This window comes from bacterium (assembly GCA_016716565.1).
Lineage (GTDB): Bacteria > Bacteroidota > Ignavibacteria > Ignavibacteriales > Ignavibacteriaceae > IGN2.
The window spans coordinates 926,595-944,889 of sequence record JADJWC010000001.1 but is presented as its reverse complement, the minus strand read 5'-3'; the positions used below and the strand labels follow the sequence as shown (position 1 = coordinate 944,889).

Here is an 18,295-nt window from a genome sequence, read left to right as displayed (position 1 = left end):
TTTTCATTATTTCCGGGTTTAAGAATATCTTATGCTAAAAATTACAATCAATAACTAACATATTTTCACTTGCAGGTACACCGGCTCCTTATACCACTATAAAGACTATAAATACATTAAATTTATTTTAACAATCGAAAGTAATACCTGCTAAAATTAACTGAAATTCCAAATAATCGGTTTCTCAGATTCCCAGATTAAAATTTATACTCAAATTTTTCTCCCTAATTTAGTTTAATTAATTCCCGAGAATTTTTTTTCGGTGGAAGCGTAGTAAGATAGGAATTAGTAAATCCTCCCTCAACCGTTATTCACACATTCATTTGGCTACTTTATAAAAGTTATCATTAAAATCCTTCTGAGCAATTTCAAAATCATCTATTCTTCCGATGTCAAGCCAATATTCGCTCAATTCATATTTTGCAATCGGCAATTTATCTGACAACATATTTTTAATTAATATATCCATACCGAAATAAGTATTATCCGGAATTAAACTGAAAATACCAGGCTTCATTATGTAAATACCTGCCAATGCATAGGTTATCAGATCTGGTTTTTCCTCAATGCCCGTAACAAAATCATCTTTAAAGAAGATATTACCGAAATCATACGGCATAATGATTTTTTTAACTGAAATTGAAAGGAGAGTATCTCTGTCATTTGCAAATTTATAGAAATTAGTAAAGTTAATATTGCTCAATACATCCCCATTCATTACCACAAAAGGTTCAGTCAATTCTGATTTCAGCAGAGATAATGGTCCAACCGTACCGAGTGGTTTTTCTTCCCGGCTTATAGTAAGTTTAACTCCGTAACGTGAACCATCTCCAAAGAAATTTTGTACGTAGTCAGATTTATAATTTGTTGCCAGATAGATCTCATCGAATCCAAATTTTTTAAGATGTTCAATCTGGATTTCAAGTACTGCTTTTTCTCCGATGGGGAGTAAAGGTTTAGGTATTACCTCTGTAAAAGGTCTTAATCTTGTTCCCAGCCCTCCGGCTAGTATTACTGCTTTCATAATCTGATGCTCATAAGAATTTATAATTTATTTCATTACCATAGATTTTGTCCATAGGAAGCTTGTGAAAAACAACCTTTGATCAAATGAAAAAACCATTTCTAAGGTTGAAGGACATATGTTTTAATTTCATTTTAAGTATTTCTGCTTCTAACATTGTACCATATAAATTGCACTACTTTAGAGGAATAATAATACTTTGATTAAAATAGTGTCTCATTTGTAGATTGATGTCCGAGATGTTGAAAAATAAATATTTGAGGGTAATTCCTCAAAAAAAATTGCCTGATTATCTCATAATTGAGGAAGTGTATTCTGCAATCAATATCAAAAAAAGGATTTCAGGATTTAAATCCTATTTTCCTACCTTTCTTTTTGCTGGGATCCTTTGAATAGTTATAGTAATACTTGTAGTAGTAACCATATCCACTTTTATACTTAAAATTATTGAGTACTGTGCCAAGGAGTAAAACATTATTCTGTTTAATTAATTGAACGGCATCCTTCATTAGCCGATTTTCTGTTTTATCTGCTGAAACAACCAGAATGGTGCCATCGACTATTTTGGATAAAATTTCAGCATCTATTACAGCTATTATCGGAGCCGAGTCTATAATGATGACATCAAACCAATCTCTAACCTCCATAATAAAATCCTTTAATGCATCAGATTCTAATATTTCTGCTGGATTTGGAGATATTGACCCTGAAGTGATAAAGCTCAAATTATTATTTCTTGATACCCTTATAATTTCTTCCAAACTTGCTGTCCCGGCTAAATAATCAACAAGTCCTGGTTTTTTATCAACTCCCAGAACCTCCTGAACTCTTGGTCTTCTTAAATCGCAGTCTATAATTAATGTCCGCTTATTAGACTTAGCAAAACTTCCTGCCAGATTAACACAAACAAATGTTTTTCCTTCGTGTTCAGCAGGAGAGGTTACCAAAATAGTTTTGGGAATTTCAGAATCAAGCCTGGAATGAATTATCCGCGCTCTGATTGCCCTAAATGACTCGCTGATAGGAGAATCCTGCTCATAAAGGGTAACCAAATCTTTATAAATCTCCAGACCGTTTCCATTGGTCTTGTACTGAGGCACCCACGACAGAAAATTTATATCACTTTTTTCAATATCTTCGGGCGTTTTAATAGTACTGTTCAAATAATCTTTTATAATTATAAAACCAAATGTAATAACTGACCCGATAATTAAACTAAAAATTAGTATAATTTTTCTGTCAGGCTTTGAAGGAAAGATAGGAATCTCTCCCTCGCTGACTATTGAAACGTTTCCTGGTTGGGAAAGTTCGGTGATCATTGCTTCCTGATATCTTTCATTTATCAATAAATATAATTGCTGAGTGGTTTCCCTGTTTCTCTGAAATTGAGCAAGCTGTGTTGAAGTCTTGGGAAGCCTTTTTAGATTTCCCTCATATTTTTGTGTAATTGACTCCAATTGGCTTAATCGTACAGCTAAAGTATTGTTATTTATTTCCTCATCTATAATTTTTTGAGCAAGTTCCTGCACTCGTTGGGGGTTTCCTGAAAAAGCATCAGCCTTGATACCGCTTATCGCAGTATTCAATTTTTCCTGAAGTTCATTAATTCTTTGATCATATTCTGTTACTTTATCAGAAATATCAACATTGGGATTTTTTATAGATAATGCAATGTCCCTGTTTACCTGTAAATCTGCAATCTGCTGTTGAAGAGCATTTATATATGCCTGAGAAGTTTGATTTTCTAGATAATTGACTAGCTGCGGGTCCTGTTTCCCCAAAAAGAATTTATATTGTTTAAGAATCTCATTAGATGTCATAAGTTCCATCCTGGTCACTTCTTTTTGAGCCTCCAACTGGGAGAGTTGATTAATTAAATCAGTCGACTGAACATCTATAGAAACAATACCTCCCTTTTCCTGGAATTTCATCAGAGAATCTTCTATACCTTTTAGCTCCAATAGTTTTTCATCTCTCTGATCTTCAAGAAATTTTCTAATATTTGTCAATTTTTGTCTGTTTATAGCCAAATTTAATTCTTGATACTCACGTGCACACGTATTCGCGATTATTGCCGTCTCAATCGGTGAAGGAGATTCAGCCGAAATACGAACCATATCAGTTCCGGAAACTGGCTCCACAGATATGACTCCACCTAAGGTACCAGCTAATTCTGCAACGGATTTATGGGAAGAATTTGTTCTGCCCTTTCCCGATCGAACAAGTGAGAAAAGATTTTTGTTTTCAGTATTATTAAAGGAGTCGATAAGTGCTTGAGCAATTTTTTCTCTTACACTATAGTCTGTCATCGTAATTATTTCATTTGCAATAAATCTATCTACAAATCCGGGGTCATTTGATTGTCGCGTATCCTCGAGTACATTTTCTGTCTGTTTTGTAATCTTAATTTTAGCTGATGAGATATAAATATCCTTCGCTAATACAACATATACTATAGCAATTGATAAAATAACGGGTGGAAAAATGAAAAAGTATTTAAGATTATTTCTTAAAAGAAGAATATAATCTTTTAATGTTTTTGCGTCCCCTTTCAAGTATTTCTCGAAATTAAAATTATCCATAATCTTTAAACATATTTTTAAAATCTATTCACTCGTAAGAAGAATTATACTAATAACTAAAGCTGCGATTGATGCGAGAGAGGTTAAAATCCCCAGGTAAAATGTAACGTCCTCCCGAGCAAAATATCTCGGTTCACCAGGAACAATCACAATATCTCCTGCGTTGAGTGTAACAAACTCAATCTTATTGGTTATTTTATCCTGCCATACCAGATCATCATAGTTATACTTTACCATCGTTGTTGGAGATCCTTCCTTGATTCTCACAACCCTTATATCATCTAACGAGGCATCTTCTAGAGGTCCGCCAGCAAGTGATATAAGCTCATTGAGGCTGGTTCCTGCAGGAACTATATAATATCCTGGATTCTCAAGATATCCCCAGAGTTGGACTTTTATATTTACAGTAGATGCATTTGAATAATCGTAGAGGGCACCAGTAGCATTTGTCCTTCCACTACTACCTATCTGAATATCATCCTGAGCTTGAACGAATTCAAAAAAACATACAATTACGAATAGAGTCAAAATCGGTATTCTTTTCATAATTAGCTAAAAAATTTTATTTGAGTTTGAATAATTCATTTTAAAATTTTACTTCCATCTAATCTATAAAACAAATTGCTGATTTTTCATCCTATAAATAATGCAAAATAAAAATTACAATTAGTATTCTTTAATAATTTAATGCGAGATCAAAATTTTTAACTCTTGAGACTTAATTCTTAAATTAAGACATGAGTTCTTTCATATAAAGTCATAAAATTAACTCGTAATAGTCTTATTATGTTTAAATAATCAATAAAGACAGAACTCTAAAATCATTTTTTTTATAGGAATAATTCAAAGTCCAATAAATGTACCATTAACGTTATAATCTTATATAATGCTTTTTTCAAACAAAAATTAGATAGAGCATAGTTTAAACTTTTATTTTGTGAAATGAGTCATGTCTAAATTTTAACTAACACGGCACGGTTTTAGTGATTGTTTTCACGAAAAGTAATAATTTTAAATGTATATAATTATAATATTCTATGACTAATTACAAAGACTTACTAAAAGATTTTATTGTAGAAAATTTCCTATTTGGAGATGGAGAGAAGTTAAAAACTGAAACGCCATTATTTGAGAAGGGCATTATTGATTCTACGGGAGTTTTAGAGTTAATCGCATTCATTGAGGAGAATTTCAAAATAAAAGTTTCAGATGAAGAACTTATCCAATCTAACTTCTCTGATATTATTGCTATAGACAAATTTATCCAATCCAAGCAAAATCATACTTCTGACCAATAATGTGCGGAATAAGCGGTATCTTTAATGTAAAAAATCCCGCACCTGTTGACATTAATCATCTCAAGCGCATGACTTATGCTTTGCATCATCGGGGACCTGATGAAAATGGAGCATACATTGACGATCAGGTGGGTCTTGCGCAATCGAGACTGAGCATAATCGATTTGAGAAGCGGTTCTCAACCAATCCATAATGAAGATAGCACACTCTGGATAGTTTTTAATGGTGAAATTTTTAACTATCCTGAAATTCGTGATTCTTTACTGAAACTTGGCCACAAATTTTACACTAACACTGATACAGAGGTAATTCTTCATCTATACGAGGAGAAAAAGGAAAAGTGTCTGGATGAGCTTAACGGACAGTTTGCATTTGCGATTTGGGATTCAAATAAAAAGGATTTATTCCTGGCGAGAGATCGGGTCGGCATTCTTCCTTTGTTTTATAAAATTAACCAGGATAGATTTTATTTTGCTTCGGAAGCAAAAGCAATTATAGAGATTTCTGATTATCAAATAAACTTAGATCCTTTAGGAATGGAACAAATCTTCACTTTCTGGACCACGCTTCCGGGAAGAACTGCTTTTAAAGGTATTGAAGAATTACCTCCCGGCCATTTCATAAAATTTACTTCTGAAAAAAATATTTCGATAAATCGTTACTGGAACTTATCTTACTCAGTTGAACGTATACAAACGGATAAATCCATTCCTGAATTTACTGAAGATATTTCAGAATTAATGAAGGATTCTGTTCGCATCCGGCTTCGAGCTGATGTTCCTGTCGGTAGCTATTTAAGTGGTGGATTGGATTCTTCCGGTATAACTGCCATTGTGAAAAATAATTTTAATAACAAACTCAGAACGTTTGGTATTACCTTCCAGGAAGAAAGTTTTGATGAGAGTGACTTTCAGCATTTGATGATCAAGCATCTTAACACTAATCATTCCGAAGTTCACGCAACTAATGAAAATATTGGGAAACACTTTGCTGATGCTATTTTCTATGGTGAAAAACCAATTATACGAGCTGCACCGGTTCCTCTTTTCTTGCTATCAAAAAAGTCAGAGAAGAGGGTTTTAAAGTTACTAACTGGTGAAGGTGCCGATGAAATATTTGGTGGTTATAATATTTTCAGAGAAACCAAGGTAAGAAAATTCTGGTCAGTAAATCCTGAATCTAAATTCAGACCTTTATTACTTAAAAAACTATATCCATATATTTTCAAAGATCAAAGACTAGCAAATACTCTGCAAGCATTCTTTAAACTTGGAATTGACAATCCAAATAATGCTTTCTTTTCTCACTTAGTAAGGTGGAATAACAATACAAAGTTAAAGAATTTTTTTTCTGATGATATTAAAAGACAAATTGGAGATTATAATTGCTTTGAGGAATTGAGAAATTCACTTCCTGAAAATTTTGATAATTGGGATTATGTTTATAAAGCTCAATACCTCGAGATCATCACATTTATGAGTGGATATCTGCTTTCATCGCAAGGTGATCGTATGGCTATGGCTAATTCAGTTGAGCTTCGGGTTCCTTATCTCGATCACCGAATTATTGAATATATGGCAACTGTACCTTCTATATATAAGATCAGAGGACTTAATGAAAAATATCTGCTTAAAACCGTTTTCAAGAAAATATTACCTAAAGAGATAGTTTATCGCCCCAAGAATCCTTATCGGGCACCAATCCGAAATAGTTTTTTTAATAATAAGTTTATTGACATTAAATCTCTTCTTTCGGAGAAGGAAATTTTGGAAGCTGGAATATTCAATCCTGCCAAGGTAAAATTACTGACACAGAAGGCAGAGAAGTCACAGTCGCTTAGTGAACTTGATAATATGGCAATTGCTGGAATACTATCAACTCAGATATTGCATAATCATTTTGTTGATTATAAGAAATTAAAATTACCCTCGAATTATTCGTTCAGTACATTCATTGATAAAAGAAATAAAACATAAATTTTCGGAGAAGTTATGAGTTTCACAAAGGAATCAATTCTAATAGACGCAAAAGCAGAAACCAATCGGTTAATTGAAGAACTAAGAAACACAGTAGCATTCAAACTAAAAAAGCGTGGAGCAGTAATTGGAGTAAGTGGGGGAATTGATTCATCAGTAGTGCTTGCGTTATGTGCCAAAACGTTTGGACCAGATAAAGTGTTCGCTGTGATGATGCCTGAAAAGGATTCCAGTCCGGAAAGTAGAAAGCTTGCAACACTTTTATGTGAAAAGTTTACAGTCCCGTACGTTCTCGAAGATTTAACTGATGCTGTGAATGGATTCGGATGTTACAAAAGACGAGATAAAGCTGTAAAAAGAGTATACCCCGATTATGATCCTGTAAAACATAAAATGAAAATTGTGCTTAAAGATGACAGCGAAGCCAAAGGCAAAATAAATGTTTTTTTCTTAACTATAATTTCAAATGATGGGAAAGAGCAATCATTCAGACTTCCACTTGCTGAATACCTGCAAATAGTTGCTGCATCTAACTTCAAGCAAAGAAGCAGGATGAGTATGCTTTACTATTATGCTGACGCAAAAAATTATGCGGTAATTGGAACGGGGAATAAAAATGAACACGAGCAAGGATTCTTTGTAAAATACGGCGATGGTGGGGCTGATGTAAAACCAATTGCGCATTTGTTTAAAACCCAGGTTTATCAGATTGCTGAATTTTTAGGAGTGCCTGATGAAATTCGCTCACGAATTCCAACCACCGATACTTATAGTGCGGAACAGACTCAGGAAGAGTTTTTCTTCAAACTTCCTTTCGATAAACTTGACAGGATTTGGTATGGATGGGAAAACGGAGTTTCTGTTTCTGAAATTGCTAGTGCCTTAAATTTGACTGAGCAACAAGTAGAAGTTGCTATTACCGATATTAAACAAAAAATTCAAACTACTGAATATTTAAGACAGGATCCAATTTCTTTAAATAAATAATTACATTGTTCTGAAGCAATATTTCGTTGATGTATTTAATTCTCGAACAGAGCATTAATTCTGTTATAGTCATACTTCCCGGAGCTGGTTGTAGGAATTTCAGTCGCTGATTTTACAACTACTGTTTTAAAATTCAATTTATAGGTTTTTAAAATTTCATTTTTAACGTTCACTTCCACTATTGGATCATCCGATAGAATAAGAACTTTGAGTAAATCATCCTTCCCAGTACAAGCAACGGAAAATCCAAAACGATTTTCAATCATCTTTTGAATTTCATCCAGATTAACTCGTAAACCAAATATTTTGAGAAAGCGTTTCATTCTGCCCGTAACATAAAAGAATCCATCTTCATCTTTATATCCAAGATCACCGGTGTAAAGGATTCCATTTAATTCATCTGCTTTGGATAGATCGTTACGGTTTTCGGCATAACCGAGCATTACATTATCGCCTTTATAAACAATTTCACCGACTTCGTTTACTGAAGTTACTTCGCTTCCATCATTCACAATTTTTAATTCTCCACCAGGAATTGCAATCCCTATCGAACCAATTTTTTTTGAAAGCTGATCGGCGGGTACATATGAAATTCTTGCGGTAGCTTCCGTTTGACCATACATTACGAAGAATTTAACATTTTGTTTTTGCGAATAATTATCAAAATGTCTGATAAATTCTTCACTTAATTTTCCACCAGCTTGTGTCATTGTTTTTAAAGTTGGAAGCTCGATAGTCTCGAAATTAATTCTTTTCAGCATTGTGTACGTGTATGGAACTCCCGCAAAAGAAGTGCACTTTTGATTATTGAATAAGGACCAGAATTCTCTAAAGAAAACGGTTTTGTTTGTTAGTATAATTGAAGCACCTTTCAACAAGTGACTATTAATCACGGATAATCCAAACGAATAATTAAACGGGAGAGTTGTAATTGGTCGCTCTTTTGAATCTATTTTTAGATAATCAGAAATGGACTCTGCATTTGATTGAATGTTTTTATACGTGAGTCTCACAAGTTTAGGAGAACCGGTTGTTCCAGACGTTGAGAGGAGAACTGCGAGATCGGGATAAATTTCCCCATCAAAAAAATTATTCCTTTTTAAAAATAGTAATGATTCGTGCTTGTAGTCCTGATAATAATTCTCAATCGGCAAATCTCTTGAAGTTATAATAAGATCAGGATTATATATCTCTATTAAATTATTTCTGATCTCATTATTTAAATTTTCATCAAGTAATAAAACTGCATTACCCGATTTCAAAATTCCTATGTATGCAGCAATACAGTCATAAGAATTTGAAGTGAAAAGGAAGATGAAAGCTTTTTTAGATATTTTTATTTTATCAGCAATTTTATCTGAATCAGTTTCAAGCTCTGTGTATGTTATCGATTTGTCGATTGAAGTGTCTGTGCAAGCGATATGATCAGAAAAGTTTTTTAATTTTTGCCAGAAGTAGTTGACACTGGTGTTCATTTTATCATTTTCATTAAACGGATTTTTATAATTAAAATCAATTGTTAATGCAACATACTAAAAACCTTTTAATCAAATCATCTATTGTATACTGACTCTATTCAAGAATCTTGTGATTGATTTTAACTAAATCTATTAAAGCAATGGAGAATGGTGTATTATAATTCTCGCGAAATGATAATTCTCCTATTCGCTCTTCTTCCTTCTTCTGTATTATTATTCGCAATAGGATTAGAACTGCCAAGTCCTTCGACAGTAAATTGATCAGCAGAAAGTCCCTCAGATAATAAATAATTATAAACTGATTCAGCTCTTTCAAGCGTAATTTTCTTTTGAGTTGAAGCCGAACCTTGATTGTCTGTGTAACCTTCGATTCGCCATTTACTATCTGGGCGGACTTTAATATAATCAACAATCTCTTTCAATAAAATTTTTGCCAGATCATTTAATGTTGATGAGTTAGGTTCAAATGAGTCATCAGCTCTGAGAATGAATTGATTAAACTCTTCCTCTTCCATAGACCCAGTATCCTGCTCATTCTCCAATGATTCCGGAATTATTTCAATTCTGCGGTTTTGGCTACGACCTTCTTCTGTGTTGTTATCTCCTACCGGTTGATTGTCTCCCATTCCCATTACCTGGAAGTTCTCCCGCTTCAGTCCTCCAAAGTAACTTAAGTACTCCAGCACCGCCTTCGCTCTCTCTAATGATAAATTCCTCAGGAATCTCTTATTACCGTTCGAATCCATATGTCCCTCTATCTTCCACTTGCTTCCCTCCGGGTATCTCTGAATTTTGCTTACTACTTCATCTAACTGCTTCTTCCCTTCCACCTTTATCATCGCTGAGTTGCTCTCAAATATCTCGTCTCCCATCAGCATATATTTCTCTTCCAGTTTTACCTCCTCATACTCCGGACAGCCATCCTCATCTTCCACTCCATCTTTATCCTCGGCTTCATTTGGACACTTGTCTGCTGCATCCGGTATTCCATCTCCATCATTATCCAGATCCGGACATCCGTCCTCATCCTCATATCCATCTTTATCTTCTGCTTCATTTGGACATTTATCTACTCCATCCGGTATTCCATCCCCATCATTATCCAAGTCAGGACATCCATCCTCGTCCTCGTATCCATCATAGTCTTCTGCTTCATCTGGACACATATCTTCCGAGCCTGAAATTCCATCATTATCTGAATCTGTATTGATAAACGGTGAGATTGTTATACCCAGCATTACCGTAGTGTATGCATCATCTGAAAATGCTGCTGCTATATCATCAAGATAGTCCGTCTGCGGGATATATGGATTTGCTGACAGACTGATGCTTACCTTATCACTTACCAAATATCTCATCCCCACCTCTATGCTGTAGGCTATGCTGCTCTTTTCATACCTTCCTGCTGCATTGTATTCTCCTGCATTTCCTTCCCCATCCTTCGGATCAAACCACAAATTACTTATTCCTCCTGATACATACGGAAATACCACATCTCCTATCGATATGCTGTATGTGGCTGCTATTCCGCCCGTGAAAATGCCTGTCTTAAATGTCTCCGGTATTTCCCTGGTCCCATCCTGGCTGGATACTGTTCCCCGGCTGTCTTCTCCTGTTACCTGTTCATAGCCTAGCTTTAGTTTTAGGCCGAACAGATGTATTGAGTTTGTCTTGAAAAAATATTCTCCTGTGCCTCTGAATGCAAAGCCCATCTTGTTTGTCTGATAATCTGTCTGTGGTAAGGTTACTCCCCCATCTATACCCAAAACAAATGTGTTGTGGAAGGCGTGTGTGACTATTCCAGAATTTTGGGAATAACAATTTGATATAAAAACTATAAAACTCAATAAAATAATTTTTAATTGTATTCTCATATGCATAATGTTCTCCCTCAAAGTTGAGTGATTAAAGATTCAATTTTGTATTTATTATTGAATCATTAATTCTTTTGTTAAAGATAACAAAAATTAACACTTTTTTACCTAAAATCACCAAGTTCACTTAGCCGTTAGTTGAATTCAAATTTAATTATCGAAAGCAATTACTTAATTTTAGACATCAAAAATTAGAAATTCATTCCCTAAGAAGAAAAATATTAACCAGAATAGAGAATTTTTATGAAATACTTTCCTCGACTTAAAAGCACAGTATAAATCAATAAAAAATGAAATTGATTCCGCTATTCAAAAAGTGTTAGATAGTACTTCGTTTATTTTAGGTCCCGCCGTAACAGAATTCGAGAAAGAATTCGCTAAAATACATAATGTAAAATATTGTCTCGGAACAAGTTCAGGGACAGATGGAAATCATCTTGCTTTATGGAATCTCGGTATTCAAGTTGGTGATGAAGTAATAATTCCTGCCAACACTTTTATAGCTACTGCCTGGGGAGCTACATTATGTGGTGCGAAACCGGTCTTTGTTGATTGTCATAGTCAGAGTTATAATATTGATCCCAATAAAGTTCAAAAAGCAATTAGTAAAAAAACAAAAGCTATCGTTGCCGTTCATCTTTATGGTCAGGCTGCAGATATGGATGCATTAAGACAAATTGCTGAAAAACATAATATTCATATTGTTGAAGATGCAGCTCAAGCTCATTTATCCGAGTATAAAAGTAAAAAGGTGGGAAACTTTTCGGAAGTCACTTCTTTCAGCTTCTATCCCGGAAAGAATCTTGGTGCATATGGTGAAGCCGGTGCAATTGTTACTAATGATGAAGATATCTTTAATAGAATTAAAAAACTTCGGGAACATGGTCAGTCAAAAAAATATTATCATGACTCTTTTGGACACAATTACAGAATGGAAGGAATTCAGGGCGCTGTTTTAGGTATCAAATTAAAGTACATCGAAAAATGGACGAATGAGAGAAGAAGAGTAGCACAGAAGTATAAAGAGTTGTTGGGTAATTTAGAAGATATTATTCTACCAGTGGAAATGCCCGATCACAAGCATGTTTACCATCTTTACGTAATCAAAGTGAACAAAGGGAATCTTCAAAAAAATAAAGATGATCGGGACAAACTACAGACCTTCCTGCAAGAGCAAAAAATATCAACAGGGTTGCATTATCCTGTACCGTTGCATTTGCAGGAATGCTTTAAATTCCTTGGATACAAAAGAGGAGATTTTCCTGAAACTGAAATGCTCGCTGATAGCGGACTTTCTCTGCCGATGTACCCGGAACTTACTGATGAGCAGATTGAGTACGTATCTAATGCAATCTTAAAATATTTTAAGGATAGATATGAAAGTCGGAATAATCGGTCTGGGGTATTGGGGTCCAAATTTAGTTAGAAATTTTCTTGCACATAAAGATGTTAAGAAAGTTACCGCTTGTGATATTAGAGAAAACAGACTTCAAGTTATTAAAGAAAAATTCCCGGCTGCTGAATTAACCTCTGATAGTGAAAATTTGGTCAAAGGTGATTCTGATATCATTGTTATTGCAACACCTGTCGATACACATTATAATTTAGCTAAGAAAGCACTTGCATCTGGTAAAAACATCTGGGTAGAAAAGCCTTTCACCACTTCATCCAAGGAAGCTGAAGAATTAATTGACATCGCTGATAAAAAAAATCTGAAAATTTTTGTTGATCACACTTTTATTTATAATGGAGCAGTTATCAAGATTAAAGAACTCATAGACAAATATGAGCTTGGAAATATTATTTACTTCGATTCTGAAAGAATCAATCTCGGACTATTTCAACGAGATGTAAATGTTGTTTGGGATCTGGCTCCGCACGATCTTTCGATAATGACTTATTTACTTCAAAAGCATAAAGCCAAAGCACTTTCTGCTAACGGAATTGCAAATTTTAAAGGCAAAGAAAATCTTGCTCATATCTGCATTTATTTTGAAGATAACTGTTTCGCACATTTCCATGTCAACTGGATCTCGCCGGTAAAAATCAGGAGAATAATTGTTGGAGGAGACAAGAAAATGCTTGTGTACGATGACATGGAAAATTTTGAGAAGATAAAAGTTTATGACAGCGGAGTTGAGTTCAATTCAACTGAAAGTATTCACGAAGCACTTGTTCAATACAGAATCGGCGATATGTTTTCACCAAAAGTAAATCAAACTGAAGCTTTGGCACTTGGCACTCAGGAATTCATTTCTTCAATTAAAGAAAACAGACAACCACTGACTAATGGTGTTGATGGACTTGCTGTCATTAAATTGCTTGAAGCTGCCGATATTTCTCTTGCTAACAGGGGACAAATAGTAGAACTGAAATAAAGTTTTAAATCGTTGTAATTATTTAAGTCATCATTGTAAAAATTTTTATTGTTGGATTTCAAATGAGTAATCAAAACATAAACAATGTTAAGCTAGGAAAGGATGTAAAGATTTACGACTTTGTTAATCTTTACGGCTGCTCAATCGATGATGGAACAAAAATCGGTACTTTCGTAGAAATTCAGAAAAACGCTTTCATTGGTAAAAATTGCAAAATATCTTCTCATACTTTTATTTGTGAAGGTGTTCACATCGGGGATAATGTTTTTGTTGGACATAATGTTACTTTTATTAATGACAAACACCCCAGAGCTACAAACGTAGACGGGTCAATGCAAACTGAAAGTGACTGGAAGGTTGTGGAAACGTTTGTAAAAAAAGGAGCATCAATAGGTTCATCTTCAACTATAATGTGTGGTGTTACAATCGGTGAAAATTCAATAGTAGGTGCTGGCGCTGTGGTTACCAAAGACGTTCCGCCAAATTCTATTGTTGCCGGAGTCCCCGCCAAACTGATCAAAAACAAAAAACCGGACTTGTAATCCGGTTTTTAATGATATGATATATTATCCAATCAGTTATTTTTCCGGAATAATTTCAATTCTGCGGTTTTGTCTTCGGCCTTCTTCCGTGTTGTTATCTCCTACCGGTTGATTGTCTCCCATTCCCATTACCTGGAAGTTCTCCCGCTTCAATCCTCCAAAGTAACTTAAGTACTCCAGCACAGCCTTCGCTCTCTCTAATGATAAATTCCTCAGGAATCTCTTATTACCGTTCGAATCCATATGTCCCTCTATCTTCCACTTGCTTCCTTCCGGATATCTCTGAATTTTGCTTACTACTTCATCTAACTGCTTCTTCCCTTCCACCTTTATCATCGCTGAGTTGCTCTCAAATATCTCATCTCCCATCAGCATATATTTTTCTTCCAGCTTTACCTCCTCATACTCCGGACATCCATCCTCATCTTCTACTCCATCCTTATCCTCTGCTTCATTTGGACACTTATCCGCTACATCCGGTATCCCATCTCCATCATTATCCAGATCCGGACATCCGTCCTCATCCTCGTATCCATCTGCATCTTCCGCTTCATTCGGACATTTGTCATTTATATCCAGTATCCCATCTCCATCATTATCCAAGTCAGGACATCCATCCTCGTCCTCGTATCCATCATAGTCTTCTGCTTCATCCGGACACATATCTTCTGAGCCTGAAATTCCATCATTATCTTCATCTGTATTGATAAATGGTGAGATCGTTATTCCCAGCATTACCGTAGTGTATGCATCATCTGAAAATGCTGCTGCTACATCATCCAGGTAATCTGTCTGTGGGATATATGGATTTGCTGAGATACTTATGCTTACCTTATCACTTACCAGATATCTCATCCCCACCTCTATGCTGTAGGCTATGCTGCTCTTCTCATATCTTCCTGCTGCGTTGTATTCTCCTGCATTTCCTTCCCCATCCTTCGGATCAAACCACAAATTGCTTATTCCTCCTGATACATACGGAAATACCACATCTCCTATCGATATGCTGTATGTCGCCGCTATTCCACCACTAAATATACCTGTCTTAAATGTCTCTGGTATTTGTCTCGTTCCATCCTGTGTTGATATCTCTCCTCTGCTATCTTCTCCTGTTACCTGATCGTAGCCTAGCTTTAGTTTCAGTCCGAACAGATGTATTGAGTTTGTCTTGAAAAAATATTCTCCTGTGCCTCTGAATGCAAAGCCCATCTTGTTTGTCTGATAATCTGTCTGTGGTAAGGTTACTCCTCCATCTATACCCAATACGAATGTGTTATGAAAACCATGCGTGACATTTAACTTATTTTGCGGTAAAGAACTATTTAAAGGAAGAAGTGTAGCAACAAGAACTAGAATTAAAAAGCTGGAAAGAGGATTCCAATATTTGTATAATTTTTTCACAGTTAGAACCTATATCTATTTAGATTATTGCAAAGATTACTGTATTGTTTTAGTCCATAAACAAATCTTGTGCGAATTTTTTTACCAATATGAGTCTTGAAAAATATTGATTTTGGCCTAAAAATGGATATAATATATAACTGAGAATTACGAGCATGTAAATGCTACATTTAGATACACAAATTGTTTAATTTAGTTACTGGATATTATCTAATCTGCAATTATCATCATACTCTACAAATTTTAGAAGAGGAGCTATAATGTTTGACATAAATATTTACACCAACCGGAGAAGTTTGTTAAAAGATAAGTTTGATTCTGGATTATTACTATTCTTGGGAAATGAAGACAGTCCTGCGAACTACAAAGCTAACACATACTACTTTAGACAAGATAGTACCTTTCTCTATTATTTTGGAATCGACAGACCTGGATTTGCAGCTACAATAGATATAGATAATAATCTTGAAACACTGTTCGGGAATGATTTGAGCATGGATGATATCGTTTGGACAGGGATTCAACCAACCGTTAGTGATTTTGCTGATAAAGTAGGTATTAAACGTACTGCATCACCAGATAAGCTGGCCGAACAAATTTCAGGCGCAATTAAAAAAGGTAGAAAAATTCATTTCCTTCCTCAGTATCGTATTGAAAATATTTTAAAGCTCGCTTCAACGAGCGGGTTAAATTACGCTAATGTAAATGATTACTGTTCAGAAAAATTAATTAAAGCGGTTGTTGCACAAAGATCAATAAAATCCAGTGAAGAGATCGTTGAACTTGATGAAGCAGTTGATATTGCCGCAAAGATGCACATCGCTGCTATGAAAATGGTAAAACCAGATACTGATGAACGTAAGATTGCCGGTATGATTGAAGGTATAGCACTTTCTCTGGGTTACGGACTTTCATTCAGACCTATAGTTTCTATAAATGGGCAAACACTTCATAATCCTTATTATGATAACAAAATGAAAACCGGTGATTTACTCGTAAATGATTCAGGTGCTGAAAGCAAACTTCATTATGCAAGTGATATCACCAGAACGATTCCTGTTGGTGGAAAATTTTCAGACAATCAGAAAGAAATTTACCAGATAGTTCTTCGCGCACAAATGAACGCAATTAATTCTGTACGGCCAGGAATTACAAACAGAGAATTACACTTCAATGCTGCTAAAGATATTGCCTCTGGTTTGATTGAACTTGGTATAATGTTCGGCAATGCGGAAGAAGCAGTTAATTCAGGCGCACACACTTTGTTCTTCCCTCATGGTTTAGGTCATATGCTTGGATTGGATGTCCATGATATGGAAGGACTCGGTGAAGATTTTGTCGGATATGATGAGAGTGTGCAGAGAAGTGAAGAATTTGGGTTAAAGTATTTAAGGCTGGCCAAAACTCTCGAACCAGGTCATGTGTTTACAATTGAACCTGGAATTTATTTTATTCCGGAACTGATCGACATGTGGAAAACACAAAACAGGTTTCCAGAATATATCAACTATGATATGCTTGAAAATTACACGGGCTTTGGTGGAATCAGGATTGAAGATGATATATTGGTTACTGATGACGGATTCAGAGTATTAGGGTCAAAACCGATTCCTAAAACTATTGAAGAACTCGAGTCGATAATCGGCAGATAAAAATTAAACAGCCCGGCTAAACCGGGCTGATATATTTTAAACCATCATCGCTATTTAACCTGATTGAATTATTTCATAATAACCTCACTTGTATTTTTCATTCTTTGTGAATTTGGTCTTGCTCAATCACTTTCTTCAAAAAAATTTCATCCATTATCAAATGCTTTTGGATTGACTCTCGAAACAGGAGGAACTATTTCGAAAACTGATTACAGGGAAAGCGAACTTGATTTTAATGGCAGATTTATAATAGAATACTTTTTTCCCTCAAAATCGTTTGGAACATTTGGTTTACGAATAATTGGAGAAGGTGGTTTTATACAGGGAGAAATTTATAGCAACGATATCACTTATCCACCTGCACCAGAAAAATTCAGGACCGGATATATCAACCTTGGTGGTGGGTTAGTATATGCAGGAAGAATTGGTAATGCAGTACCTTACTTATCAGCTGGATTAAGTTATATCTTTTTCGATCCGGGAGATGGCAGCGGAAATCAATTACCTAACAATCAATTCGCGGTCTACAAAAAAAATTCTCTTGCTTATTCAGGAGAAGCAGGATTTAGATTTCCATTTCACGATTCATGGAGTTTTAACTTAGGGTTAAATTTAAATTTTACATCAACTGATTATATCGATGATATTAAAGCTGGAAAACAAAATGATACCTATATCGGTTTCTTTGCAGGAGTATCATTTTATCTGGGCAAAAATATTGATTTAGATAATGACGGAGTGGATGATGATTACGATTTATGTCCGGACTCAACTCCCGGAAATGATGTTGATAAATTTGGATGCAGCATTGCAGATTTAAATCCAACCGCTGCTGTATATGATAGCACAAAGGATATATTCATTGCTGACGGAGTTTTTACAGATGGAACACTATTCTGTTTCCAGGTTGAAGTAGTTAAAAATCCACACCGGGCCGAAATCTTAAAAAACAATTTGTTTGAAAAAGGATATCTGGCGGATATAATCAGAATGAATATTGGAAATCTTGATTGGTATTCATTGCGGGTTGGATATTTCAACACTTTGGAAAAAGCAAAAATCTACCGGGATGATTTTTTTAAGAAGATGAAATGACTTATAAC

Annotated in this window: 14 protein-coding genes; 8 read left to right on the top strand and 6 right to left on the bottom strand. The window is 35.0% G+C overall.

Annotated features, from left to right (window positions below):
• Positions 1 to 319 precede the first annotated feature (319 nt).
• From IPM14_04040 to IPM14_04030, 3 genes are all read right to left on the bottom strand, one after another.
• Positions 320 to 1,024: an NTP transferase domain-containing protein gene (locus IPM14_04040; protein MBK9097290.1), complete on the bottom strand. Its 705-nt coding sequence runs from the start codon at positions 1,022 to 1,024 to the stop codon at positions 320 to 322.
• Between the two features lie 341 nt (positions 1,025 to 1,365).
• Positions 1,366 to 3,579: a polysaccharide biosynthesis tyrosine autokinase gene (locus IPM14_04035; GenBank protein MBK9097289.1), complete on the bottom strand. Its 2,214-nt coding sequence runs from the start codon at positions 3,577 to 3,579 to the stop codon at positions 1,366 to 1,368.
• A gap of 51 nt (positions 3,580 to 3,630) precedes the next feature.
• Entirely contained in the window at positions 3,631 to 4,152 is a 522-nt protein-coding gene (locus tag IPM14_04030; protein ID MBK9097288.1) for an SLBB domain-containing protein, read from the bottom strand.
• A 491-nt stretch (positions 4,153 to 4,643) separates the two neighbouring features.
• Here IPM14_04030 and IPM14_04025 point away from each other — a divergent pair, with 491 nt between their 5' ends.
• The 3 genes from IPM14_04025 to nadE are packed head-to-tail and all read left to right on the top strand — an operon-like array spanning position 4,644 to position 7,867.
• On the top strand, positions 4,644 to 4,904 hold the full coding sequence (locus IPM14_04025) for an acyl carrier protein (GenBank protein MBK9097287.1): 261 nt from the start codon (positions 4,644 to 4,646) through the stop codon (positions 4,902 to 4,904).
• Complete coding sequence (gene asnB / locus IPM14_04020) at positions 4,904 to 6,880, top strand: asparagine synthase (glutamine-hydrolyzing) (GenBank protein ID MBK9097286.1); 1,977 nt, start codon at positions 4,904 to 4,906, stop codon at positions 6,878 to 6,880. Before IPM14_04025 ends, asnB begins: the two co-directional genes overlap by 1 nt.
• Positions 6,881 to 6,895: 15 nt before the next feature.
• Entirely contained in the window at positions 6,896 to 7,867 is a 972-nt protein-coding gene (gene nadE / locus IPM14_04015) for an NAD(+) synthase (GenBank protein ID MBK9097285.1), read from the top strand.
• Positions 7,868 to 7,902: 35 nt separating this feature from the next.
• Here nadE and IPM14_04010 read toward each other — a convergent pair whose 3' ends face one another.
• Entirely contained in the window at positions 7,903 to 9,342 is a 1,440-nt protein-coding gene (locus tag IPM14_04010) for an AMP-binding protein (GenBank protein MBK9097284.1), read from the bottom strand.
• A 158-nt stretch (positions 9,343 to 9,500) separates the two neighbouring features.
• Positions 9,501 to 11,225: an OmpA family protein gene (locus tag IPM14_04005; GenBank protein ID MBK9097283.1), complete on the bottom strand. Its 1,725-nt coding sequence runs from the start codon at positions 11,223 to 11,225 to the stop codon at positions 9,501 to 9,503.
• Positions 11,226 to 11,502: 277 nt separating this feature from the next.
• Here IPM14_04005 and IPM14_04000 point away from each other — a divergent pair, with 277 nt between their 5' ends.
• The 3 genes from IPM14_04000 to IPM14_03990 all read left to right on the top strand — a co-directional run bounded on the left by IPM14_04000 (position 11,503) and on the right by IPM14_03990 (position 14,139).
• The gene (locus IPM14_04000; protein MBK9097282.1) at positions 11,503 to 12,645 is read left to right on the top strand and encodes a DegT/DnrJ/EryC1/StrS family aminotransferase; all 1,143 of its coding nucleotides are present in this window, start codon (positions 11,503 to 11,505) and stop codon (positions 12,643 to 12,645) included.
• Positions 12,596 to 13,597: a Gfo/Idh/MocA family oxidoreductase gene (locus IPM14_03995; protein MBK9097281.1), complete on the top strand. Its 1,002-nt coding sequence runs from the start codon at positions 12,596 to 12,598 to the stop codon at positions 13,595 to 13,597. Before IPM14_04000 ends, IPM14_03995 begins: the two co-directional genes overlap by 50 nt.
• 62 nt (positions 13,598 to 13,659) lie before the next feature.
• On the top strand, positions 13,660 to 14,139 hold the full coding sequence (locus tag IPM14_03990; protein MBK9097280.1) for an N-acetyltransferase: 480 nt from the start codon (positions 13,660 to 13,662) through the stop codon (positions 14,137 to 14,139).
• 36 nt (positions 14,140 to 14,175) lie between these two features.
• On the opposite strand, the gene IPM14_03985 is transcribed toward IPM14_03990, so the two are convergent.
• The gene (locus IPM14_03985) at positions 14,176 to 15,540 is read right to left on the bottom strand and encodes an OmpA family protein (GenBank protein ID MBK9097279.1); all 1,365 of its coding nucleotides are present in this window, start codon (positions 15,538 to 15,540) and stop codon (positions 14,176 to 14,178) included.
• 260 nt (positions 15,541 to 15,800) lie between these two features.
• On the opposite strand from IPM14_03985, the gene IPM14_03980 reads away from it, so the two are divergent.
• Positions 15,801 to 17,192, top strand: coding sequence for an aminopeptidase P family protein (locus IPM14_03980; protein MBK9097278.1), 1,392 nt, complete (start codon positions 15,801 to 15,803; stop codon positions 17,190 to 17,192).
• 63 nt (positions 17,193 to 17,255) lie between these two features.
• Positions 17,256 to 18,287, top strand: coding sequence for a hypothetical protein (locus tag IPM14_03975; protein ID MBK9097277.1), 1,032 nt, complete (start codon positions 17,256 to 17,258; stop codon positions 18,285 to 18,287).
• Positions 18,288 to 18,295: the final 8 nt, after the last annotated feature.